Genomic DNA, 16,049 nt, shown 5'->3' on the forward strand with positions numbered 1-16,049 from the left:
CATGGTTTGCGCCCGGACGCGTATGTCCGCGCCATGGTCGAAACCGAGAAGGGACTACGTGTGGCGGATCGCCTGATCGTGCAAGGTGCACGTGAGCACAATCTGCGAGGGATCAATCTCGATCTGCCCCGGGACAGCCTCATCGTCTTCACCGGGCTGTCGGGATCCGGCAAGTCCAGTCTCGCGTTCGACACGATCTTCGCCGAGGGCCAGCGCCGCTACGTCGAGTCGCTGTCCGCGTACGCGCGCCAGTTCCTCGGTCAGATGGACAAGCCTGACGTCGACTTCATCGAGGGTCTGTCGCCCGCGGTGTCGATCGATCAGAAGTCGACCAACCGCAACCCGCGGTCGACCGTCGGAACCATCACCGAGGTGTACGACTACCTACGACTGCTGTATGCGCGCGCCGGGTCCGCGCACTGTCCGGTCTGTGGCGAACCGATCGCGCGGCAGTCGCCGCAGCAGATCGTCGACCAGGTCCTCGAGATGGAGGAGGGCACCCGTTTCCAGGTGCTCGCCCCCGTGGTCCGGACCCGCAAGGGTGAGTTCGTCGATCTGTTCGAGCAGCTCAATTCGCAGGGCTACTCGCGGGTGCGGGTCGACGGTGTCGTGCATCCGCTGACCGATCCTCCGAAGCTGAAGAAGCAGGAGAAGCACGACATCGAGGTGGTCGTCGACCGCCTGACCGTCAAGGCGAGTTCCAAGCAGCGGCTCACCGACTCGGTCGAGACGGCGCTGCGTCTGGCCGAGGGCATCGTCGTTCTCGACTTCGTCGACCGCGACGAGAACGCGGCCGATCGTGAACGCCGGTTCTCGGAGAAGCTCGCGTGCCCCAACAGCCACCCGCTGGCCATCGACGATCTCGAGCCGCGCTCGTTCTCCTTCAACTCGCCGTACGGAGCCTGCCCGGAGTGCACCGGACTCGGGATCCGCAAGGAAGTCGACCCCGATCTGGTTGTCCCGGACCCCGAACTCTCGCTCGAGGACGGAGCGATCGCGCCTTGGTCGATGGGGCAGAGCGCCGAGTACTTCGGACGCCTGCTGTCCGGTCTGGGCGACATCATGGGTTTCGAAATGACCACGCCGTGGAACAAACTCCCGGCCAAGGCGCGCAAGGCGATCCTCGAGGGGAGTACCGAGCAGGTCCACGTCAAGTACAAGAACCGCTACGGCCGCACCCGCTCGTACTACGCCGAGTTCGAGGGCGTCATGCCGTTCCTGCACCGTCGACTCGAGCAGACCGAGTCGGAACAGATGAAGGAACGCTACGACGGCTACATGCGCGACACCCCGTGTCCCGCGTGCAACGGCGCCCGCCTGCGGCCGGAGATCCTCTCGGTGACGATCGCGTCGGCGACGTACGGAAAGAAGTCGATCGCCCAAGTCTGTGAACTGTCGATCGCGGACTGCGCCGCCTTCCTGAACAGCCTCACGCTCGGTTCCCGTGAGGAGGCCATCGCCGGCCAGGTCCTCAAGGAGGTGCAGGCGCGGCTCGGGTTCCTGCTCGACGTCGGACTCGAGTACCTCTCGCTGGCCCGCGCGGCCGGCACGCTGTCGGGCGGCGAGGCCCAGCGCATCCGACTGGCCACGCAGATCGGTTCCGGTCTCGTCGGCGTGCTGTACGTGCTCGACGAGCCGTCCATCGGTCTGCACCAGCGCGACAACCGCCGACTGATCGAAACCCTGACCCGTCTCCGCGACCTGGGGAACACGCTCATCGTCGTCGAGCACGACGAGGACACCATCCGCACGTCGGACTGGGTCGTCGACATCGGACCGCTCGCCGGGGAGCACGGTGGCCGGGTGGTGCACAGCGGTACCTACAAGGAACTGTTGCGCAACAAGGAATCGCTCACCGGTGCCTACCTGTCCGGGCGCAGCACCATCGACGTTCCCGCCGAACGTCGGGCAGTCGATCGCAAGCGTCAGGTCACCGTCGTCGGCGCCCGTGAGAACAATCTCGCGGACATCGATGTCAGCTTCCCGCTCGGCGTGCTCACCTCGGTGACCGGCGTGTCGGGTTCCGGTAAGTCGACGCTGGTCAACGACATTCTCGCCACGGTGATGGCCAACAAGCTCAACGGTGCCCGTCAGGTGCCGGGCCGGCACACCCGGATCAACGGGCTCGACCAACTCGACAAGCTGGTGCAGGTCGACCAGTCGCCGATCGGTCGCACGCCGCGGTCCAACGCGGCCACCTACACCGGTGTCTTCGACAAGATCCGCACCTTGTTCGCGGCCACCACCGAGGCGAAGGTCCGTGGCTACCAGCCGGGACGTTTCTCGTTCAACGTCAAGGGCGGTCGCTGCGAGGCGTGTTCGGGCGACGGCACCCTGAAGATCGAGATGAACTTCCTGCCCGACGTCTACGTGCCGTGCGAGGTGTGTCACGGCGCGCGGTACAACCGCGAGACCCTCGAGGTGCACTACAAGGGCAAGACCATCGCCGAGGTCCTCGACATGCCGATCGACGAGGCCGCCGAGTTCTTCGAACCGGTGACGTCCATCCACCGGTACCTGAAGACGCTCGTCGAGGTCGGACTGGGCTATGTCCGGTTGGGGCAGCCCGCGCCCACCCTTTCCGGCGGCGAGGCGCAGCGCGTCAAACTCGCCGCGGAACTGCAGAAGCGGTCGACGGGACGGACCGTCTACGTGCTGGACGAGCCCACGACAGGTCTGCACTTCGAGGACATCCGCAAGCTGCTGAAGGTCGTGAACGGGCTCGTCGAGAAGGGCAACACCGTCATCGTGATCGAGCACAACCTCGACGTGATCAAGACGTCGGACTGGATCATCGACATGGGCCCGGAAGGCGGGTCCGGCGGCGGGACGGTGGTTGCGGAGGGGACACCGGAAGCTATCGCTGCGGTGCCTGAGAGCTACACCGGCAGGTTCCTGAAGGAAGTTCTCGAAGCACCGTCCGCGAGCGGCAACGGGGCGGCCCCCAAGGCCGCCGGCCGCAAGGCCGGAGTGACGCCGCGCAAGCGGGTCGCGAAGGCTGCTGCCGTCGGCTAGAAGTGACACACGAAAGCGGTGGGGGACCGAGGTCCCCCACCGCTTTCGTGGATCCGTAGGTCCGGTCCTTGCGGTACCGGACCTGCCTGACGACCTACTGCTAGGACGCCAGCAGGCTGGTCAGCGAGCCGAGGTCGACGTTGCCGAGCAGGCTGGTCAGCGAGCCGAGGTCGAGGTTGCCGAGCAGGCCGCCGAGCAGGCTGGTGAGCGATGCCGTGTCCATGTGGAGCTCCTTCGATACCGGATTCCCCGAGCGGGAGAACCCTGCGTGGTGGCGCGTGACCTGTGTCACACGGCGATCACGGTATCAATGCGGAGCTGTAACGGGAGCGGTTTTGCCGAACCGATTATCCGGCACCTTTTTCGGGTGTTTCCGCCGGTCAGGGGGAAACCGGACATATGTCCAATAGCTGGCGTGCCGCAGGGGGCCAGTGGGGCCAGGGGGGCGCTGGACGGTCAGAAGACCGGGCCGGTGTACTTCTCGCCGGGGCCCTTGCCGGGCTCGTCGGGGTGCGCCGAGGCCTCCCGGAAGGCGCGCTGCAGAGCCTGCAGGCCCTCGCGGATCGGGCCGGCGTGCGGGCCGAGGTACTCGACCGAGGAGGTGACCAGTCCGGCGAGTGCGGTGATCAGGCGGCGGGCCTCGTCGAGGTCGAGGTGGGGGCTGTTGTCGGGGTTCGGATCCGACAGGCCGAGCTTCTCCGCGGCCGAGCTCATCAGCATCACGGCGGCGCGGCTGATCACCTCGATCGCGGGAACCTCGGCGAGATCGCGCACGTCGTCGAGATCGTCCTCGGCATGCTGGACGGAATCGGCCGGATCAGGGTTCTGCGTCATGGTGAAGAGGATTCCATCCGCGTGTGGGGCCGCCGCGGCAGGGTGATGCGGGCGGGGGCGATTCGATCCGCGCCTCGATCGATGCTACGCTGTTCCTCACGACCGCCCTCGGCTTCGGCCAGGGCAGCAAAGTGGAGTCCGACTCCCACCTCTGCGCGGCACCGTCAGGTGCAGTTCAGTGGTCCGGTCGCCGCACGGATCAATGCTGATCGTATCGGTCAGTTGATTAGCATCCGTCGGCTCCTTCGTTCTCGCGAAGGGGATGGCAGTCCCGATGGATCGGGAGTGGCGTCTGGCCGGTCGACATCGGGCCCCGCACGGCGACATCAGTCGCTGACGCGGGGCTTTCTTGTTGGGGTAGAGGGCGCACGGGCTGCGGCGCGGTCACCGGACTGCACCGCTCAACCTAGGAGGCCCCATCAGCACTGAGACCCGCATCAACGATCGCATCCGCGTTCCCGAGGTTCGCCTCATCGGACCCGGCGGTGAGCAGGTTGGGATCGTGCGTGTTGAAGATGCGCTCCGCGTCGCCCTCGAGGCAGACCTCGACCTGGTCGAGGTGGCTCCTGATGCCCGTCCGCCGGTCTGCAAGATCATGGACTACGGCAAGTTCAAGTACGAGACGGCGCAGAAGGCGCGCGAATCGCGCAAGAACCAGCAGCAGACCGTCATCAAGGAGCAGAAGCTCCGTCCGAAGATCGACGATCACGACTACGAGACCAAGAAGCGCAACGTCATCCGCTTCCTCGAGGCCGGATCCAAGGTCAAGGTCACGATCATGTTCCGTGGTCGTGAGCAGTCTCGGCCCGAACTCGGGTTCCGTCTGCTGCAGCGTCTCGGTGCCGACGTCGCCGACCTCGGCTTCGTGGAGACCTCCGCGAAGCAGGACGGTCGAAACATGACGATGGTGCTGGCACCGCACAAGGGTGCGAAGACGCGCGCCAAGGCCCAGGAAGGCGTCCAGGCTGCGTCGTCGAATCCGGCGACCGGTGACGCTGGCGCTGCTCCCGAGCCGAGCGGCTAGCGAGACCACTTCACGCAAGACCGAAGTACAGAGAACACAAGAACTGAGGACTCCATGCCCAAGTCGAAGACCCATAGCGGCACCGCGAAGCGATTCAAGGTGTCCGGTAGCGGAAAGATCCTGCGCCAGAAGGCCGGACGTCGCCACCTGCTCGAGCACAAGAGCTCCCGCGTGACCCGTCGCCTCGATGGCAAGGCCGTCGTCGCCGACGCGGATGCTCCTCGCATCAAGCGCCTGCTCGGCATCTGAGCCCTTCCCCCTACTGACCACACGGGGCCGCTTCCGCGCCCCGAAGATTGACAGGATTTTGCAGTGGCACGCGTAAAGAGGGCAGTCAACGCCCAGAAGAAGCGTCGTTCGATTCTCGAGGCCTCGAGCGGCTACCGCGGACAGCGTTCGCGCCTGTACCGCAAGGCCAAGGAGCAGCAGCTCCACTCGATGACCTACGCCTACCGTGACCGTCGCGCGCGCAAGGGCGACTTCCGGAAGCTGTGGATCGCGCGTATCAACGCTGCGGCTCGCGCCAACGACATCACCTACAACCGCTTCATCCAGGGCCTGAAGGCTGCGGGTGTCGAGGTTGACCGCAAGATCCTCGCCGAGCTCGCAGTGTCCGACGCTGCGGCGTTCGCCGGCCTGGTTGCCGTTGCGAAGGCGGCTCTGCCGGCCGACGTCAACGCTCCTGCCGGAGAAGCGGCCTGAGTCAGCAGTTCCGGAATCGACCCGTGGAGCCGTTCACCGAACGGACTCCGCGGGTCGTTTCTGCTGTCAAGCTCCTGCGCGGCGCAGAGCGCAGGAAGGCAGGCCGCTTCCTCGCGGAGGGCGAGAACGCGGTCGCCGGGGCGCTCGCGTCCGGTCCGGTCCACGAGTTGTTCTTCACCGAGAATGCGGCCGAGCGCTATCCCGATCTGATTGAGAAGGCGGACGTCGCCGGCGTTCGGGCCTCGCTGGTCACCGATCGTGCGATCCGGGCCCTGAGCGATACGGTCACCCCTCCCGGCGTCGTCGCGGTCTGCGACCTGCTGGATGTACCGCTGGACACCGCGCTGTCCGGCACACCGCGTCTGGTCGCAGTGCCGGTCGCGATCGGTGAACCCGGCAACGCGGGCACCGTCATCCGGGTGGCGGACGCCGTGGGCGCCGACGCGGCGATTCTCGCGGGCGACAGCGTCGACCCGCACAACGGCAAGTGTGTGCGGTCCTCCGCCGGGAGTCTGTTCCACCTGCCGATCGTGCGTGAGCGGAACATCGACGTCGTGCTCGATTCGCTGTCCGGTGCCGGCATCCAGATCCTCGCGACCGCCGCCGACGGTGAAGTCGATCTCGACGAGGCCGACGCCCTGCTGGATCGTCCCACCGCCTGGTTGTTCGGCAACGAGGCGCACGGTCTCGATCCCGCGGTCGCGGCTCGCGCCGATCACCGAGTACGGATTCCCATCCGCGGGCGCGCCGAGAGCCTCAACCTCGCGACGGCCGCGTCCATCTGTCTGTACGCCAGCGCGCGCGTGCAGCATCGAAGCCCGTGACCGGTCCTCGAACTCGTTCGAGTCGGCGCAGGGCAATCGCCTAGGATTCGAGTGTTGCGCTCGCGCGCTGTATCCATCGATAGACAAGGAGTTGCACCGGTCGTGGCCAAGAATGAGGGCGTAGCCCCGCCGACTGTCGATGCGAACGCGCTCACCGAGGAGGCGCTGGCCGCCGCGGCGCTCGCGGCCGAGGATGCCTTCGCGGCCGCCGCCGACCTCGATGCGCTCGCCAAGGCGAAGGTCGAACATCTCGGTGACAAGGCGCCGATCGCGCTCGCGAAGCGTGGTCTGGGTGCCCTTCCGGGTAACGAGCGGGCGGACGCCGGTAAACGTGTCAACGTCGCGCGTACCCGTGTCGCCACCGCCTTCGATGCCCGGCGTGAGGTTCTGCTCGCCGAGCGCGATGCCGCGGTGCTCGTCGCGGAGGCCATCGACGTCACGCTGCCGTCGGATCGACGTCCGGCGGGCGCCCGGCATCCGATCACGATCATCTCCGACCAGATCGCCGACGTGTTCGTCGCGATGGGCTGGGAGATCGCCGAGGGCCCCGAGGTCGAGACCGAGCACTTCAACTTCGACGCGCTGAACTTCCTGCCCGATCACCCGGCGCGCACGATGCAGGACACCTTCCACATCGCTCCGCCGAACTCGCGTCAGGTGCTCCGCACCCACACGTCGCCGGTGCAGGTGCGCACGATGCTCGAGCGCGAGGTGCCGATCTACGTGGTGTGCCCGGGTCGCACGTTCCGCACCGACGAGCTCGACGCCACCCATACCCCGGTGTTCTCGCAGGTCGAGGGTCTCGCTGTGGACAAGGGTCTGACGATGGCGAACCTGCGCGGCACGCTGGATGCGTTCGCGCGTGCGCTGTTCGGCCCGGATACCCGGACGCGTATGCGCCCCAACTACTTCCCGTTCACCGAGCCCTCCGCGGAGGTCGACGTGTGGTTCCCGAACAAGAAGGGTGGCGCCGGCTGGGTCGAGTGGGGCGGCTGCGGCATGGTGAACCCGAACGTGCTGCGGGCGTGTGGAATCGACCCCGACGAGTACTCCGGTTTCGCGTTCGGCATGGGCCTCGAGCGAACCCTGCAGTTCCGCAACGGCATCCCGGACATGCGGGACATCGTCGAGGGCGACGTGCGATTCACGCTGCCCTTCGGTGTCCAGGCCTGATCGCGACGAGAACGAGAGAGCTGAGAAGACGTGCGAGTAGCGCAATCGTGGCTGACCGAGATCCTGCAGCGGGCGACGCCCGAGTGGCAGGTGACCGCCGAGGAGTTGGACGCCGGGTTCGTCCGCGTCGGTCTCGAGGTCGAGGAGGTCGACGTCCTCGAGCCGGTGTCCGGTCCGCTGGTGGTGGGCCGGGTCCTGGAGATCACCGAGCTCACCGAGTTCAAGAAGCCGATCCGTTTCTGCAAGGTTGACGTCGGGGCGGACGAGCCTCAGGAGATCGTCTGCGGCGCCCGTAATTTCGCCGAAGGTGACCTGGTCGTCGCGGCGCTGCCCGGTGCCGTGCTCCCCGGTGGATTCGCGATCGCGTCCCGCAAGACGTACGGCCAGGTCTCCAACGGCATGATGTGCTCGGCGTCCGAGCTGGGCATCGGCAAGGACCATTCGGGAATCCTGGTCCTCGAGCCGGGGACGGCTGCGCCGGGCACCGACGCGAACGAGTTGCTCGGCCTCGACGACACCATCATCGAGCTCAACATCACCCCGGACCGTGGCTACTGCTTCTCGGTCCGCGGACTGACCCGTGAGCTCGCCTGCGGGTTCGATCTCGAGTTCGCCGATCCCGCCGTGGTCCCGGCGCTGCCCGCCGACGGTGGCGAGGCGTGGCCGATCGAACTGCGGCCCGAGTCGAAGGCCACCCGTTTCACCGCCCGCCGGATCACCGGAATCGATCCGAAGGCCGTCAGCCCGTGGTGGCTGCAGCGGCGCCTGCTCCTGTCGGGCGTCCGTCCGATCTCGCCGGCCGTCGATGTCACCAACTACGTCCTGCTCGAGCTCGGTCAGCCGCTGCACGCGTTCGACGCCGTCAAGGTCGACGGCGGCCTCGTCGTCCGCCGCGCGCAGGCGGGGGAGAAGCTGACCACCCTCGACGGCGTGGAACGCACCCTCGACGGCGAGGACGTCGTCATCGCCGACAACTCTGGCGCCATCTCGCTCGCGGGTGTCATGGGCGGTGCCAGCACCGAGGTCCATGACGGCACCACCGACATCCTGCTCGAGTCGGCGACGTGGGATCCGCTGGCGGTGTTCAAGACCGCCCGCCGGCACAAGCTGACGAGTGAGGCGAGCAAGCGGTACGAGCGGGTCGTCGACCCGGCGGTGGCGCTGCCGGCTCTCGATCGTGCGGCCGCGTTGCTGGTGGAGATCGCGGGCGGCACCATCGAACCCGTCCTCAGCGACGTCGGCGGTGTGATCCGGGTCGGCCAGATCCGCATGGACATCGACCTGCCGGACCGCGTCGCGGGCGTGACCTACCCGAACGGCACCGCCGCACGACGCCTGACCCAGATCGGCTGCATCGTCGAGGTCGGCGTCAGCGAGACCGGGCACGGTCAGCTGGTCGTGACCCCGCCGTCGTGGCGTCCGGACCTGACCCAGCCCGCCGACCTGGTCGAGGAGGTGCTGCGCCTCGAGGGGCTCGAGCAGATCCCGTCCGTGTTGCCGCAGGCGCCGGCGGGCCGGGGACTGACTCCGCGGCAGCGTCGCCGCCGTGCCATCGGACGCACGCTCGCCGCGTCGGGCTACGTGGAGATCCTGCCGCCGGTGTTCCTGCCGCACGCGGTGTTCGACACGTGGGGACTCGACGCCGACGACCCGCGTCGCAACACCAGTGCGGTACTCAACCCGCTCGAGTCGGACCGCCCCGAACTGAACACCACGCTGCTGCCCGGCATGCTGGAGGTGTTGGCACGCAACGCCTCTCGTGGCCAGCGTGACCTGGCGCTGTACGGCATCGCGCAGGTGGTGCTGCCGGGTCCGGACACCAAGCCGGTCGAGGCGCTGCCGGTGGACCGCCGTCCCACCGACGAGCAGATCGCCGAGCTGCTGAAGTCGCTGCCGGCGCAGCCGCTGCATGTCGCGGCCGTCCTGTCGGGTCAGCGGGAGCCGTCCGGTCCGTGGGGTGCGGGCCGTGCCGCGGAGGCGTCGGATGCGTTCGCCGCGGTCCGTACCATCGCGGCCGCCGCCGGTGTCACCGTGGAACTGCGTGCCGCGCAGTACCTGCCGTGGCATCCGGGTCGCTGCGCCGAGGTGCTGTTCGACGGTGCTGTCGTCGGCCATGCCGGTGAGCTGCATCCGGCGGTGCTCGAGCGGTCCGGCCTCCCGGCCCGGACGTGCGCCGTCGAGATCGACCTCGATGCCCTGCCGATCACCGAGGTGCTGCCGTCCCCGCGGGTGTCGCCGTTCCCTGCCGTGCTGCAGGACGTCGCGGTGGTCGTGGACAAGGCGGTGCCGGCCGCAGCCGTCGAGGCCGCACTCCGCTCGGGCGGCGGCGAACTGCTCGAGGACATCCGCCTGTTCGACGTGTTCGAGGGCGAGCAGGTGGGTGAGGGACGCAAGTCGCTGGCGTTCGCGCTGCGGTTCCGCGGTGCCGATCGCACGCTGACCGAGGACGAGGCCAGCGCGGCCCGCGACGCGGCGGTCGCTGCCGCGGCGGACGCGGTGGGAGCCGTGCTCCGCGGCTGAGTCCGGAGATCGACCGACGAGGGGCTCCTCTCGGTAGCCTGGAAAGCGCTACTGGGAGGAGCCCTTCATGGTCGAGATGGATGATGTGATCGCGCAGCTTCGGGGCGCGAGTGACGCGGAACTGCTCGCGGTGGTGCTGGCGGTCACCGGCGACCGTCCCGGACTGTCTCCGGTGCATGCGGCCGCTGCGGCGCTGTCCGCGGGTGGCGGCCACACCCCGGACCTGCCTCCCGACCCTTCGCGTCCGGCGATCCCGCCGGAGGTGCCGCCGCCGTTGACGATGGCCGCCGGTTCCGGGCCGTCGGTTCCGTCGCCGGACTACACCGAGGCCGGAGTCCCGATGTTCGATCGGGTCCGTGACCGGATCGAGGAACGCTTCGGGACGGCACTCGGCTCGGAGGAACTCGAGCGCGAGAGCCGGGCGGGCCGGGACCTCGACGAGCAGTGGCAGGCACGGGAGAAGGCAGGCCGCGACAGGCTCGACGAGATTCGCCGATCCATGAAGGACCGGTGACCCCCGGATCGGCCGTGACGGCGAAGTTCTAGGCTCGTCGCACAGGTGCAGTAGAGATGAGGGGGATACCCGTGTTCAGTCGGTTCGTGGCGATCGGGGACAGCCAGAGCGAAGGACTCAACGACGGGGACGACGACGCGGGCTACCGCGGCTGGGCGGATCGGCTCGCCGAACGACTCGCGGAGGCCGACCCTGACGTCCGGTACGCCAACCTCGCCATCCGGGGGCGGCTGGCCCGTCAGGTGCGGGAGGAGCAGTTGGCTCCCGCGCTGGCGCTGCAGCCCGACCTGGCATCGGTCGTCGCGGGAGTGAACGACCTGCTGCGACCCAAGTTCGAACCCGTCGCGATCGCGGCAGAGCTGGAGATCGCGTTCGATGCGCTGACCGCGTCGGGCGCGCAGGTGCTGACGATGGCCTTTCCGACGCTCGGTGCAGGTATGCCGGGTGGCCGCGCGATCATGGCCCGGATATCGGCGCTGAACGCGGAGATCCGGGCGGCCGCGGCACGGCACGGCGTCGCGGTGATCGACCTCGAGATGTACCCGGTCTCCACGGATCCGCGGCTGTGGAGCTGGGATCGTCTGCACCTCAACGCGGACGGACACGACCGGCTGGCCGCCGCCGCAGCCACCGTGCTGGGGCTGCCCGGCACCGACCTCACGTGGCAGGACAGCCTGGGTCCGCTCCCGCCGGTCACCGTGCCGGGGCGGCTTCGCGCGGACGCCGAGTGGGCGGTGCGCTTCCTCGGGCCGTGGCTCGGCCGGCGCCTGCGTGGGACGTCGTCGGGTTCCGGTCGGATCGCGAAGCGCCCGGAACTCACACCTGTCCGGCAGTGATCGGGAGCGGGTCGCGGTAGCGGAAGAGTGGAATGATCGGACAGGGTCGACCGGCGCGCTGCCTGCGTGTGGCCGACCGGTCACCATCTCTGGATGAATAGATTTGCATGATGGTGCATAATCATCCGTATGGGTACTTCTGCAGACTCTGGAGCTTCGGTGGCCGGTAGCCGGCCGACGATCAAGGTCGCGATCGCGGGTGCGAGCGGGTATGCGGGCGGCGAGATCCTGCGCCTACTGCTCGGGCATCCCGCCTTCCGTGACGGCTCGCTCGTGATCGGCGCGCTCACCGCCGGCGGGAACGCCGGCAGCACGCTCGGCACGCACCACCCGCACCTGCTGCCGCTCGCGGACCGCGTCCTCGGCCCCACCGACATCGAGACCCTCTCCGGGCACGACGTCGTCTTCCTCGGCCTGCCGCACGGCAAGTCCGCCGAGATCGCGCAGCAGCTGCCCGAGTCCACCGTCGTCATCGACTGCGGCGCCGACTTCCGGCTCACCGACGCCGCCGCGTGGGAGAAGTACTACGGCAGCCCGCACGCCGGCAGCTGGCCGTACGGCCTGCCCGAACTCCCGGGCGGCCGGGACAAGCTGGTCGGTGCCACTCGGATCGCGGTGCCCGGCTGCTACCCGACGGTGTCCTCTCTCGCACTGGCCCCGGCCGTCGCGGCGGGCGTCGTCGAACCGCGGGTCAACGTCGTCGCGGTCAGCGGTACGTCCGGAGCGGGCAAGGCGCCCAAGGCGGACCTGCTCGGCTCCGAGGTGATGGGCTCGGTGAGGGCCTACGCGGTCGGTGGCGCGCACCGGCACACCCCCGAGATCAAGCAGAACCTGTCCGCGGCAGCGGGCACCGACGTCACCGTCTCGTTCACACCGGTTCTCGCGCCGATGCCGCGCGGCATCCTCGCGACGTGCACCGCGCCGACCACCGCGACCGCGGACGAGGTCCGGGCCGTCTACGAGAAGGCGTACAAGGACGAGCCGTTCGTGCACGTGCTGCCCGAGGGGCAGCTGCCGCAGACCGGCGCCGTGGTCGGCTCCAACGCGGTGCAGATCGCCGTGACCGTCGATGCCGATGCGGGTCTGCTCGTCGCGATCGCCGCGATCGACAACCTCACCAAGGGCACCGCCGGCGGTGCCGTCCAATCCATGAACCTGGCCCTGGGCCTGCCCGAGACCGATGGTCTCTCGACTGTGGGAGTTGCTCCGTGACAACCGAATCCGACTTCACCGACGCGATCGACATCGCCGGCGGACGGCTGCTGCGCACGCAGGGCGTCACCGCGCCCGCCGGCTTCCGCGCCGCGGGTATCAAGGCGGGTATCAAGGTCAGTGGCCGTTCCGACCTCGCGCTCGTGTTCAACGAGGGCCCGGAGCTGGCGGCCGCGGGTGTGTTCACCGCGAACAAGGTGAAGGCTGCACCCGTGCTGTGGTCGCAGCAGGTGCTCACCACCGGACGACTGCGGGCCGTGGTCCTCAACTCCGGCGGCGCCAACGCCTGCACCGGCGCGCCGGGCTTCCAGGACTCGCACAAGACCGCCGAGCACGTCGCCGCGTCGCTCAGCGACTGGGGCACCGAGACCGGTGCGATCGAGGTCGCGGTGTGCTCCACCGGTCTGATCGGCGATCGGCTGCCGATGGACAAGATCCTCGCCGGGGTCACCGAGATCGTGCACGAACTGGCCGGCGGCATCTCCGGTGGCACCGACGCCGCGCACGCCATCATGACCACCGACACCGTGCCCAAGCAGGCGGCACTGCACCACGCCGACAAGTGGAACGTCGGTGGCATGGCGAAGGGTGCGGGCATGCTCGCCCCGTCCCTGGCGACCATGCTCTGCGTCGTCACCACCGATGCCGTCGCCACCGCCGAGCAACTCGACGAGGCGCTGCGGCACGCCACCCGGATGACGTTCGACCGGCTCGACGTCGACGGCGCCACCTCCACCAACGACACCGTGCTGCTGCTCGCGTCCGGCGCGAGCTCCGTCGCTCCGTCGCAGGACGAGCTCAACGCCGCCGTCCTCGCCGTCTGCGACGACCTGGCCGAGCAGATGATGGCCGACGCGGAGGGCGTCACCAAGCGGGTCCGGGTCACCGTCAGCGGTGCCGCGTCCGAGCAGGACGCGCTCGTCGCCGCGCGCACCATCGCCCGCGACAGCCTAGTCAAGACTGCGCTGTTCGGTTCCGACCCCAACTGGGGCCGGGTGCTGGCCGCGGTCGGCATCGCGCCGATCACCCTCGACCCCGACCTGATCGCGGTGTCGTTCAACGGCAACCCGGTCTGCATCGACGGCGTTGGCGCGCCCGGCGCCCGCGAGGTGGACCTGTCCGGCATGGACATCGAACTGACCGTCGAGCTCGGGGTCGGAACGTCCAGCGCGAGCATCCGCACGACGGACTTGTCGCACGCATACGTCGAAGAGAATTCGGCGTACTCGTCATGAGCGGCGGTATCGGAGACGCCGCGGTCACCGACCCGAGCATCGCGAACCTGACGTCGAGCCAGAAGGCGTACGTCCTCGCGGAGGCACTGCCGTGGCTGCAGCGTTTCCACGACAAGGTCGTCGTGATCAAGTACGGCGGCAACGCCATGATCGACGACGAGCTCAAGCGCGCGTTCGCCGCGGACATGGCGTTCCTGCGGACCATCGGCATCCACCCGGTCGTCGTGCACGGCGGCGGACCGCAGATCAACGCGATGCTCAAGCGCCTCGGCATGGAGGGCGAATTCCGGGGCGGGTTCCGCGTCACCACGCCCGAGGTCATGGACGTGGTCCGGATGGTGCTGTTCGGTCAGGTCGGCCGCGAACTGGTCGGCCTGATCAACGCGCACGGTCCGTTCGCCGTCGGGATCTCCGGCGAGGACGCGCGGCTGTTCACCGCGACCCGGCGCACCGTCCGGGTCGACGGCGAGGCCACCGACATCGGGCTGGTCGGAGACGTCACCACCGTCAACCCGGCCGCGGTGCTGGATCTCATTGCGGCCGGACGCATTCCGGTGGTGTCGACGATCGCGCCCGACGAGGACGGCGTCGTACACAACATCAACGCGGACACCGCCGCGGCGGCGCTCGCGGAGGCCATCGGCGCCGAGAAGCTCGTCGTCCTCACCGACGTCGAGGGTCTCTACACCGACTGGCCGGACCGCAGCTCGCTCGCGTCCGAGATCGACACGGCCGCGCTGCGTCAGCTGCTGCCGAGCCTCGACGCCGGCATGGTCCCCAAGATGGAGGCGTGCCTGCGCGCCGTCGAGGGCGGCGTGCCCACCGCACACGTCATCGACGGCCGTGTCGCGCATTCCGTACTGCTCGAACTCTTCACCGGGGAGGGCATCGGCACGATGGTCGTCCCCGCCCCGCAATTGGTAACCACGGAAGGACTGGAATGACTGCCACGACGGATCTCCAGCAGCGCTGGTCCGGCGCACTGATGAACACCTACGGCGTTCCCCGGGTGGCGTTGGTCCGTGGCGAGGGCGCGGTCGTCACCGATGCCGACGGCAAGCAGTACCTCGATCTGCTCGCCGGTATCGCCGTCAACATCCTCGGGCACGCGCACCCGGCGATCGTCGAGGCGGTCACCACGCAGCTGTCCACCCTGGGTCACGTGTCGAACCTCTATGCGAGCGAGCCTGCCGTGGCGCTGGCCGAGCACCTGCTCGCTCAGCTGGGTGCCGGCGACGCCGCCGGTTCCGTCACCGGCCGGGTGTTCCTGTGCAACTCCGGCACAGAGGCCAACGAGGCCGCGTTCAAGCTGGCCCGGGCGACGGGCCGGCGCAAGATCATCGCCGCCGAGAAGGCGTTCCACGGCCGGACGATGGGGGCACTGGCGCTCACCGGTCAGCCCGACAAGCGGGCGCCGTTCGAGCCGATGCCGCCCGGCGTCGAGCACGTGCCCTACGGCGACCTCGAGGCGCTCGACCGGGTCGTCGACGAGGACACCGCCGCGGTGTTCCTCGAACCGATCATGGGTGAGGGCGGCGTCGTCGTTCCACCCGAGGGCTACCTCGCGGGCGCCCGGAAGATCACCGCCGACCGCGGTGCGCTGCTCATCCTCGACGAGGTGCAGACGGGCATCGGCCGCACCGGCTGGTTCTACGCGCACCAGGCCGCCGGCATCGTGCCGGACGTCATGACGCTGGCGAAGGGCCTCGGTGGCGGCATGCCGATCGGCGCCTGCATCGCGACCGGTGCGGCGGCGGAACTGTTCGGTCCGGGCAAGCACGGCACCACGTTCGGCGGTAACCCGGTGTGCGCGTCGGCGGCGCTGGCGGTGCTGCAGACGATCGCCGCCGAGGATCTGCTGTCGCACGCCGACAACCTGGGCAAGACCATCTCCGCCGGAATCGAGGGTCTCGGGCATCCGCTCGTCGACCACGTCCGGGGCTCGGGCCTGCTGCTGGGCGTCGTGCTCACCGCGGACATCGCGCCGGCGGTCGAGACCGCGGCCCGTGAGGCCGGGTATCTCGTGAACGCCGCGCAGCCCGGTGTGGTCCGGTTGGCACCCCCGCTGATCCTCACCGAGGAGCAGGCGGAAGGATTCGTCGCGGCGCTGCCCGAGATCCTCGACAGCGCCACCGCGGCAACCAGTGGAGGCAAGTAGCG

The 16,049-nt window shown here is 68.8% G+C and carries 15 protein-coding genes; 13 read left to right on the forward strand and 2 right to left on the reverse strand.

What is annotated here, in order from left to right; genetic code table 11:
- Positions 1 to 60: 60 nt before the first annotated feature.
- The gene (uvrA, locus tag IJ15_RS0113770) at positions 61 to 3,015 is read left to right on the forward strand and encodes an excinuclease ABC subunit UvrA (RefSeq protein WP_031938925.1); all 2,955 of its coding nucleotides are present in this window, start codon (positions 61 to 63) and stop codon (positions 3,013 to 3,015) included.
- Between the two features lie 100 nt (positions 3,016 to 3,115).
- Here the strand turns inward: uvrA and IJ15_RS26945 are convergent, their stop codons facing one another.
- Both IJ15_RS26945 and IJ15_RS0113780 read right to left on the reverse strand, forming a co-directional pair.
- Positions 3,116 to 3,238 carry a hypothetical protein gene (locus IJ15_RS26945; protein ID WP_269321483.1) on the reverse strand — a complete coding sequence of 41 codons (123 nt, stop codon included), beginning with the start codon at positions 3,236 to 3,238 and terminating at the stop codon, positions 3,116 to 3,118.
- Between the two features lie 233 nt (positions 3,239 to 3,471).
- Entirely contained in the window at positions 3,472 to 3,849 is a 378-nt protein-coding gene (locus tag IJ15_RS0113780; RefSeq protein WP_031938926.1) for a DUF1844 domain-containing protein, read from the reverse strand.
- 373 nt (positions 3,850 to 4,222) lie between these two features.
- Here IJ15_RS0113780 and infC point away from each other — a divergent pair, with 373 nt between their 5' ends.
- From infC to IJ15_RS0113840, 12 genes are all read left to right on the forward strand, one after another.
- The gene (gene infC / locus IJ15_RS0113785; protein WP_231569534.1) at positions 4,223 to 4,873 is read left to right on the forward strand and encodes a translation initiation factor IF-3; all 651 of its coding nucleotides are present in this window, start codon (positions 4,223 to 4,225) and stop codon (positions 4,871 to 4,873) included.
- A gap of 54 nt (positions 4,874 to 4,927) precedes the next feature.
- Positions 4,928 to 5,122, forward strand: coding sequence for a 50S ribosomal protein L35 (gene rpmI, locus IJ15_RS0113790; protein WP_031938928.1), 195 nt, complete (start codon positions 4,928 to 4,930; stop codon positions 5,120 to 5,122).
- A 63-nt stretch (positions 5,123 to 5,185) separates the two neighbouring features.
- A complete protein-coding gene (gene rplT / locus IJ15_RS0113795) occupies positions 5,186 to 5,575 on the forward strand; it encodes a 50S ribosomal protein L20 (protein ID WP_031938929.1) in 390 nt (129 codons plus the stop codon).
- 23 nt (positions 5,576 to 5,598) lie between these two features.
- On the forward strand, positions 5,599 to 6,399 hold the full coding sequence (locus tag IJ15_RS0113800) for a TrmH family RNA methyltransferase (protein ID WP_031938930.1): 801 nt from the start codon (positions 5,599 to 5,601) through the stop codon (positions 6,397 to 6,399).
- 102 nt (positions 6,400 to 6,501) lie between these two features.
- Positions 6,502 to 7,572 carry a phenylalanine--tRNA ligase subunit alpha gene (gene pheS / locus IJ15_RS0113805; RefSeq protein ID WP_031938931.1) on the forward strand — a complete coding sequence of 357 codons (1,071 nt, stop codon included), beginning with the start codon at positions 6,502 to 6,504 and terminating at the stop codon, positions 7,570 to 7,572.
- A 30-nt stretch (positions 7,573 to 7,602) separates the two neighbouring features.
- Positions 7,603 to 10,092, forward strand: a complete 2,490-nt coding sequence (pheT, locus tag IJ15_RS0113810) for a phenylalanine--tRNA ligase subunit beta (protein ID WP_031938932.1) — start codon at positions 7,603 to 7,605, stop codon at positions 10,090 to 10,092.
- 67 nt (positions 10,093 to 10,159) lie between these two features.
- Complete coding sequence (locus IJ15_RS0113815; RefSeq protein ID WP_031938933.1) at positions 10,160 to 10,606, forward strand: hypothetical protein; 447 nt, start codon at positions 10,160 to 10,162, stop codon at positions 10,604 to 10,606.
- A gap of 71 nt (positions 10,607 to 10,677) precedes the next feature.
- Positions 10,678 to 11,442 (forward strand): SGNH/GDSL hydrolase family protein, encoded by a 765-nt coding sequence (locus tag IJ15_RS0113820; protein WP_456238385.1) that lies wholly within the window; start codon positions 10,678 to 10,680, stop codon positions 11,440 to 11,442.
- Positions 11,443 to 11,571: 129 nt separating this feature from the next.
- Positions 11,572 to 12,654 carry an N-acetyl-gamma-glutamyl-phosphate reductase gene (gene argC, locus IJ15_RS0113825; protein WP_051918871.1) on the forward strand — a complete coding sequence of 361 codons (1,083 nt, stop codon included), beginning with the start codon at positions 11,572 to 11,574 and terminating at the stop codon, positions 12,652 to 12,654.
- Positions 12,651 to 13,889: a bifunctional glutamate N-acetyltransferase/amino-acid acetyltransferase ArgJ gene (gene argJ, locus IJ15_RS0113830; protein WP_031938936.1), complete on the forward strand. Its 1,239-nt coding sequence runs from the start codon at positions 12,651 to 12,653 to the stop codon at positions 13,887 to 13,889. The genes argC and argJ overlap by 4 nt, the downstream gene beginning before the upstream one ends.
- Positions 13,886 to 14,833 (forward strand): acetylglutamate kinase, encoded by a 948-nt coding sequence (gene argB, locus IJ15_RS0113835; protein ID WP_031938937.1) that lies wholly within the window; start codon positions 13,886 to 13,888, stop codon positions 14,831 to 14,833. The genes argJ and argB overlap by 4 nt, the downstream gene beginning before the upstream one ends.
- Positions 14,830 to 16,047: an acetylornithine transaminase gene (locus IJ15_RS0113840; RefSeq protein ID WP_031938938.1), complete on the forward strand. Its 1,218-nt coding sequence runs from the start codon at positions 14,830 to 14,832 to the stop codon at positions 16,045 to 16,047. The genes argB and IJ15_RS0113840 overlap by 4 nt, the downstream gene beginning before the upstream one ends.
- Positions 16,048 to 16,049: the final 2 nt, after the last annotated feature.

Source organism: Prescottella defluvii (genome assembly GCF_000738775.1).
Taxonomy (GTDB): domain Bacteria; phylum Actinomycetota; class Actinomycetes; order Mycobacteriales; family Mycobacteriaceae; genus Prescottella; species Prescottella defluvii.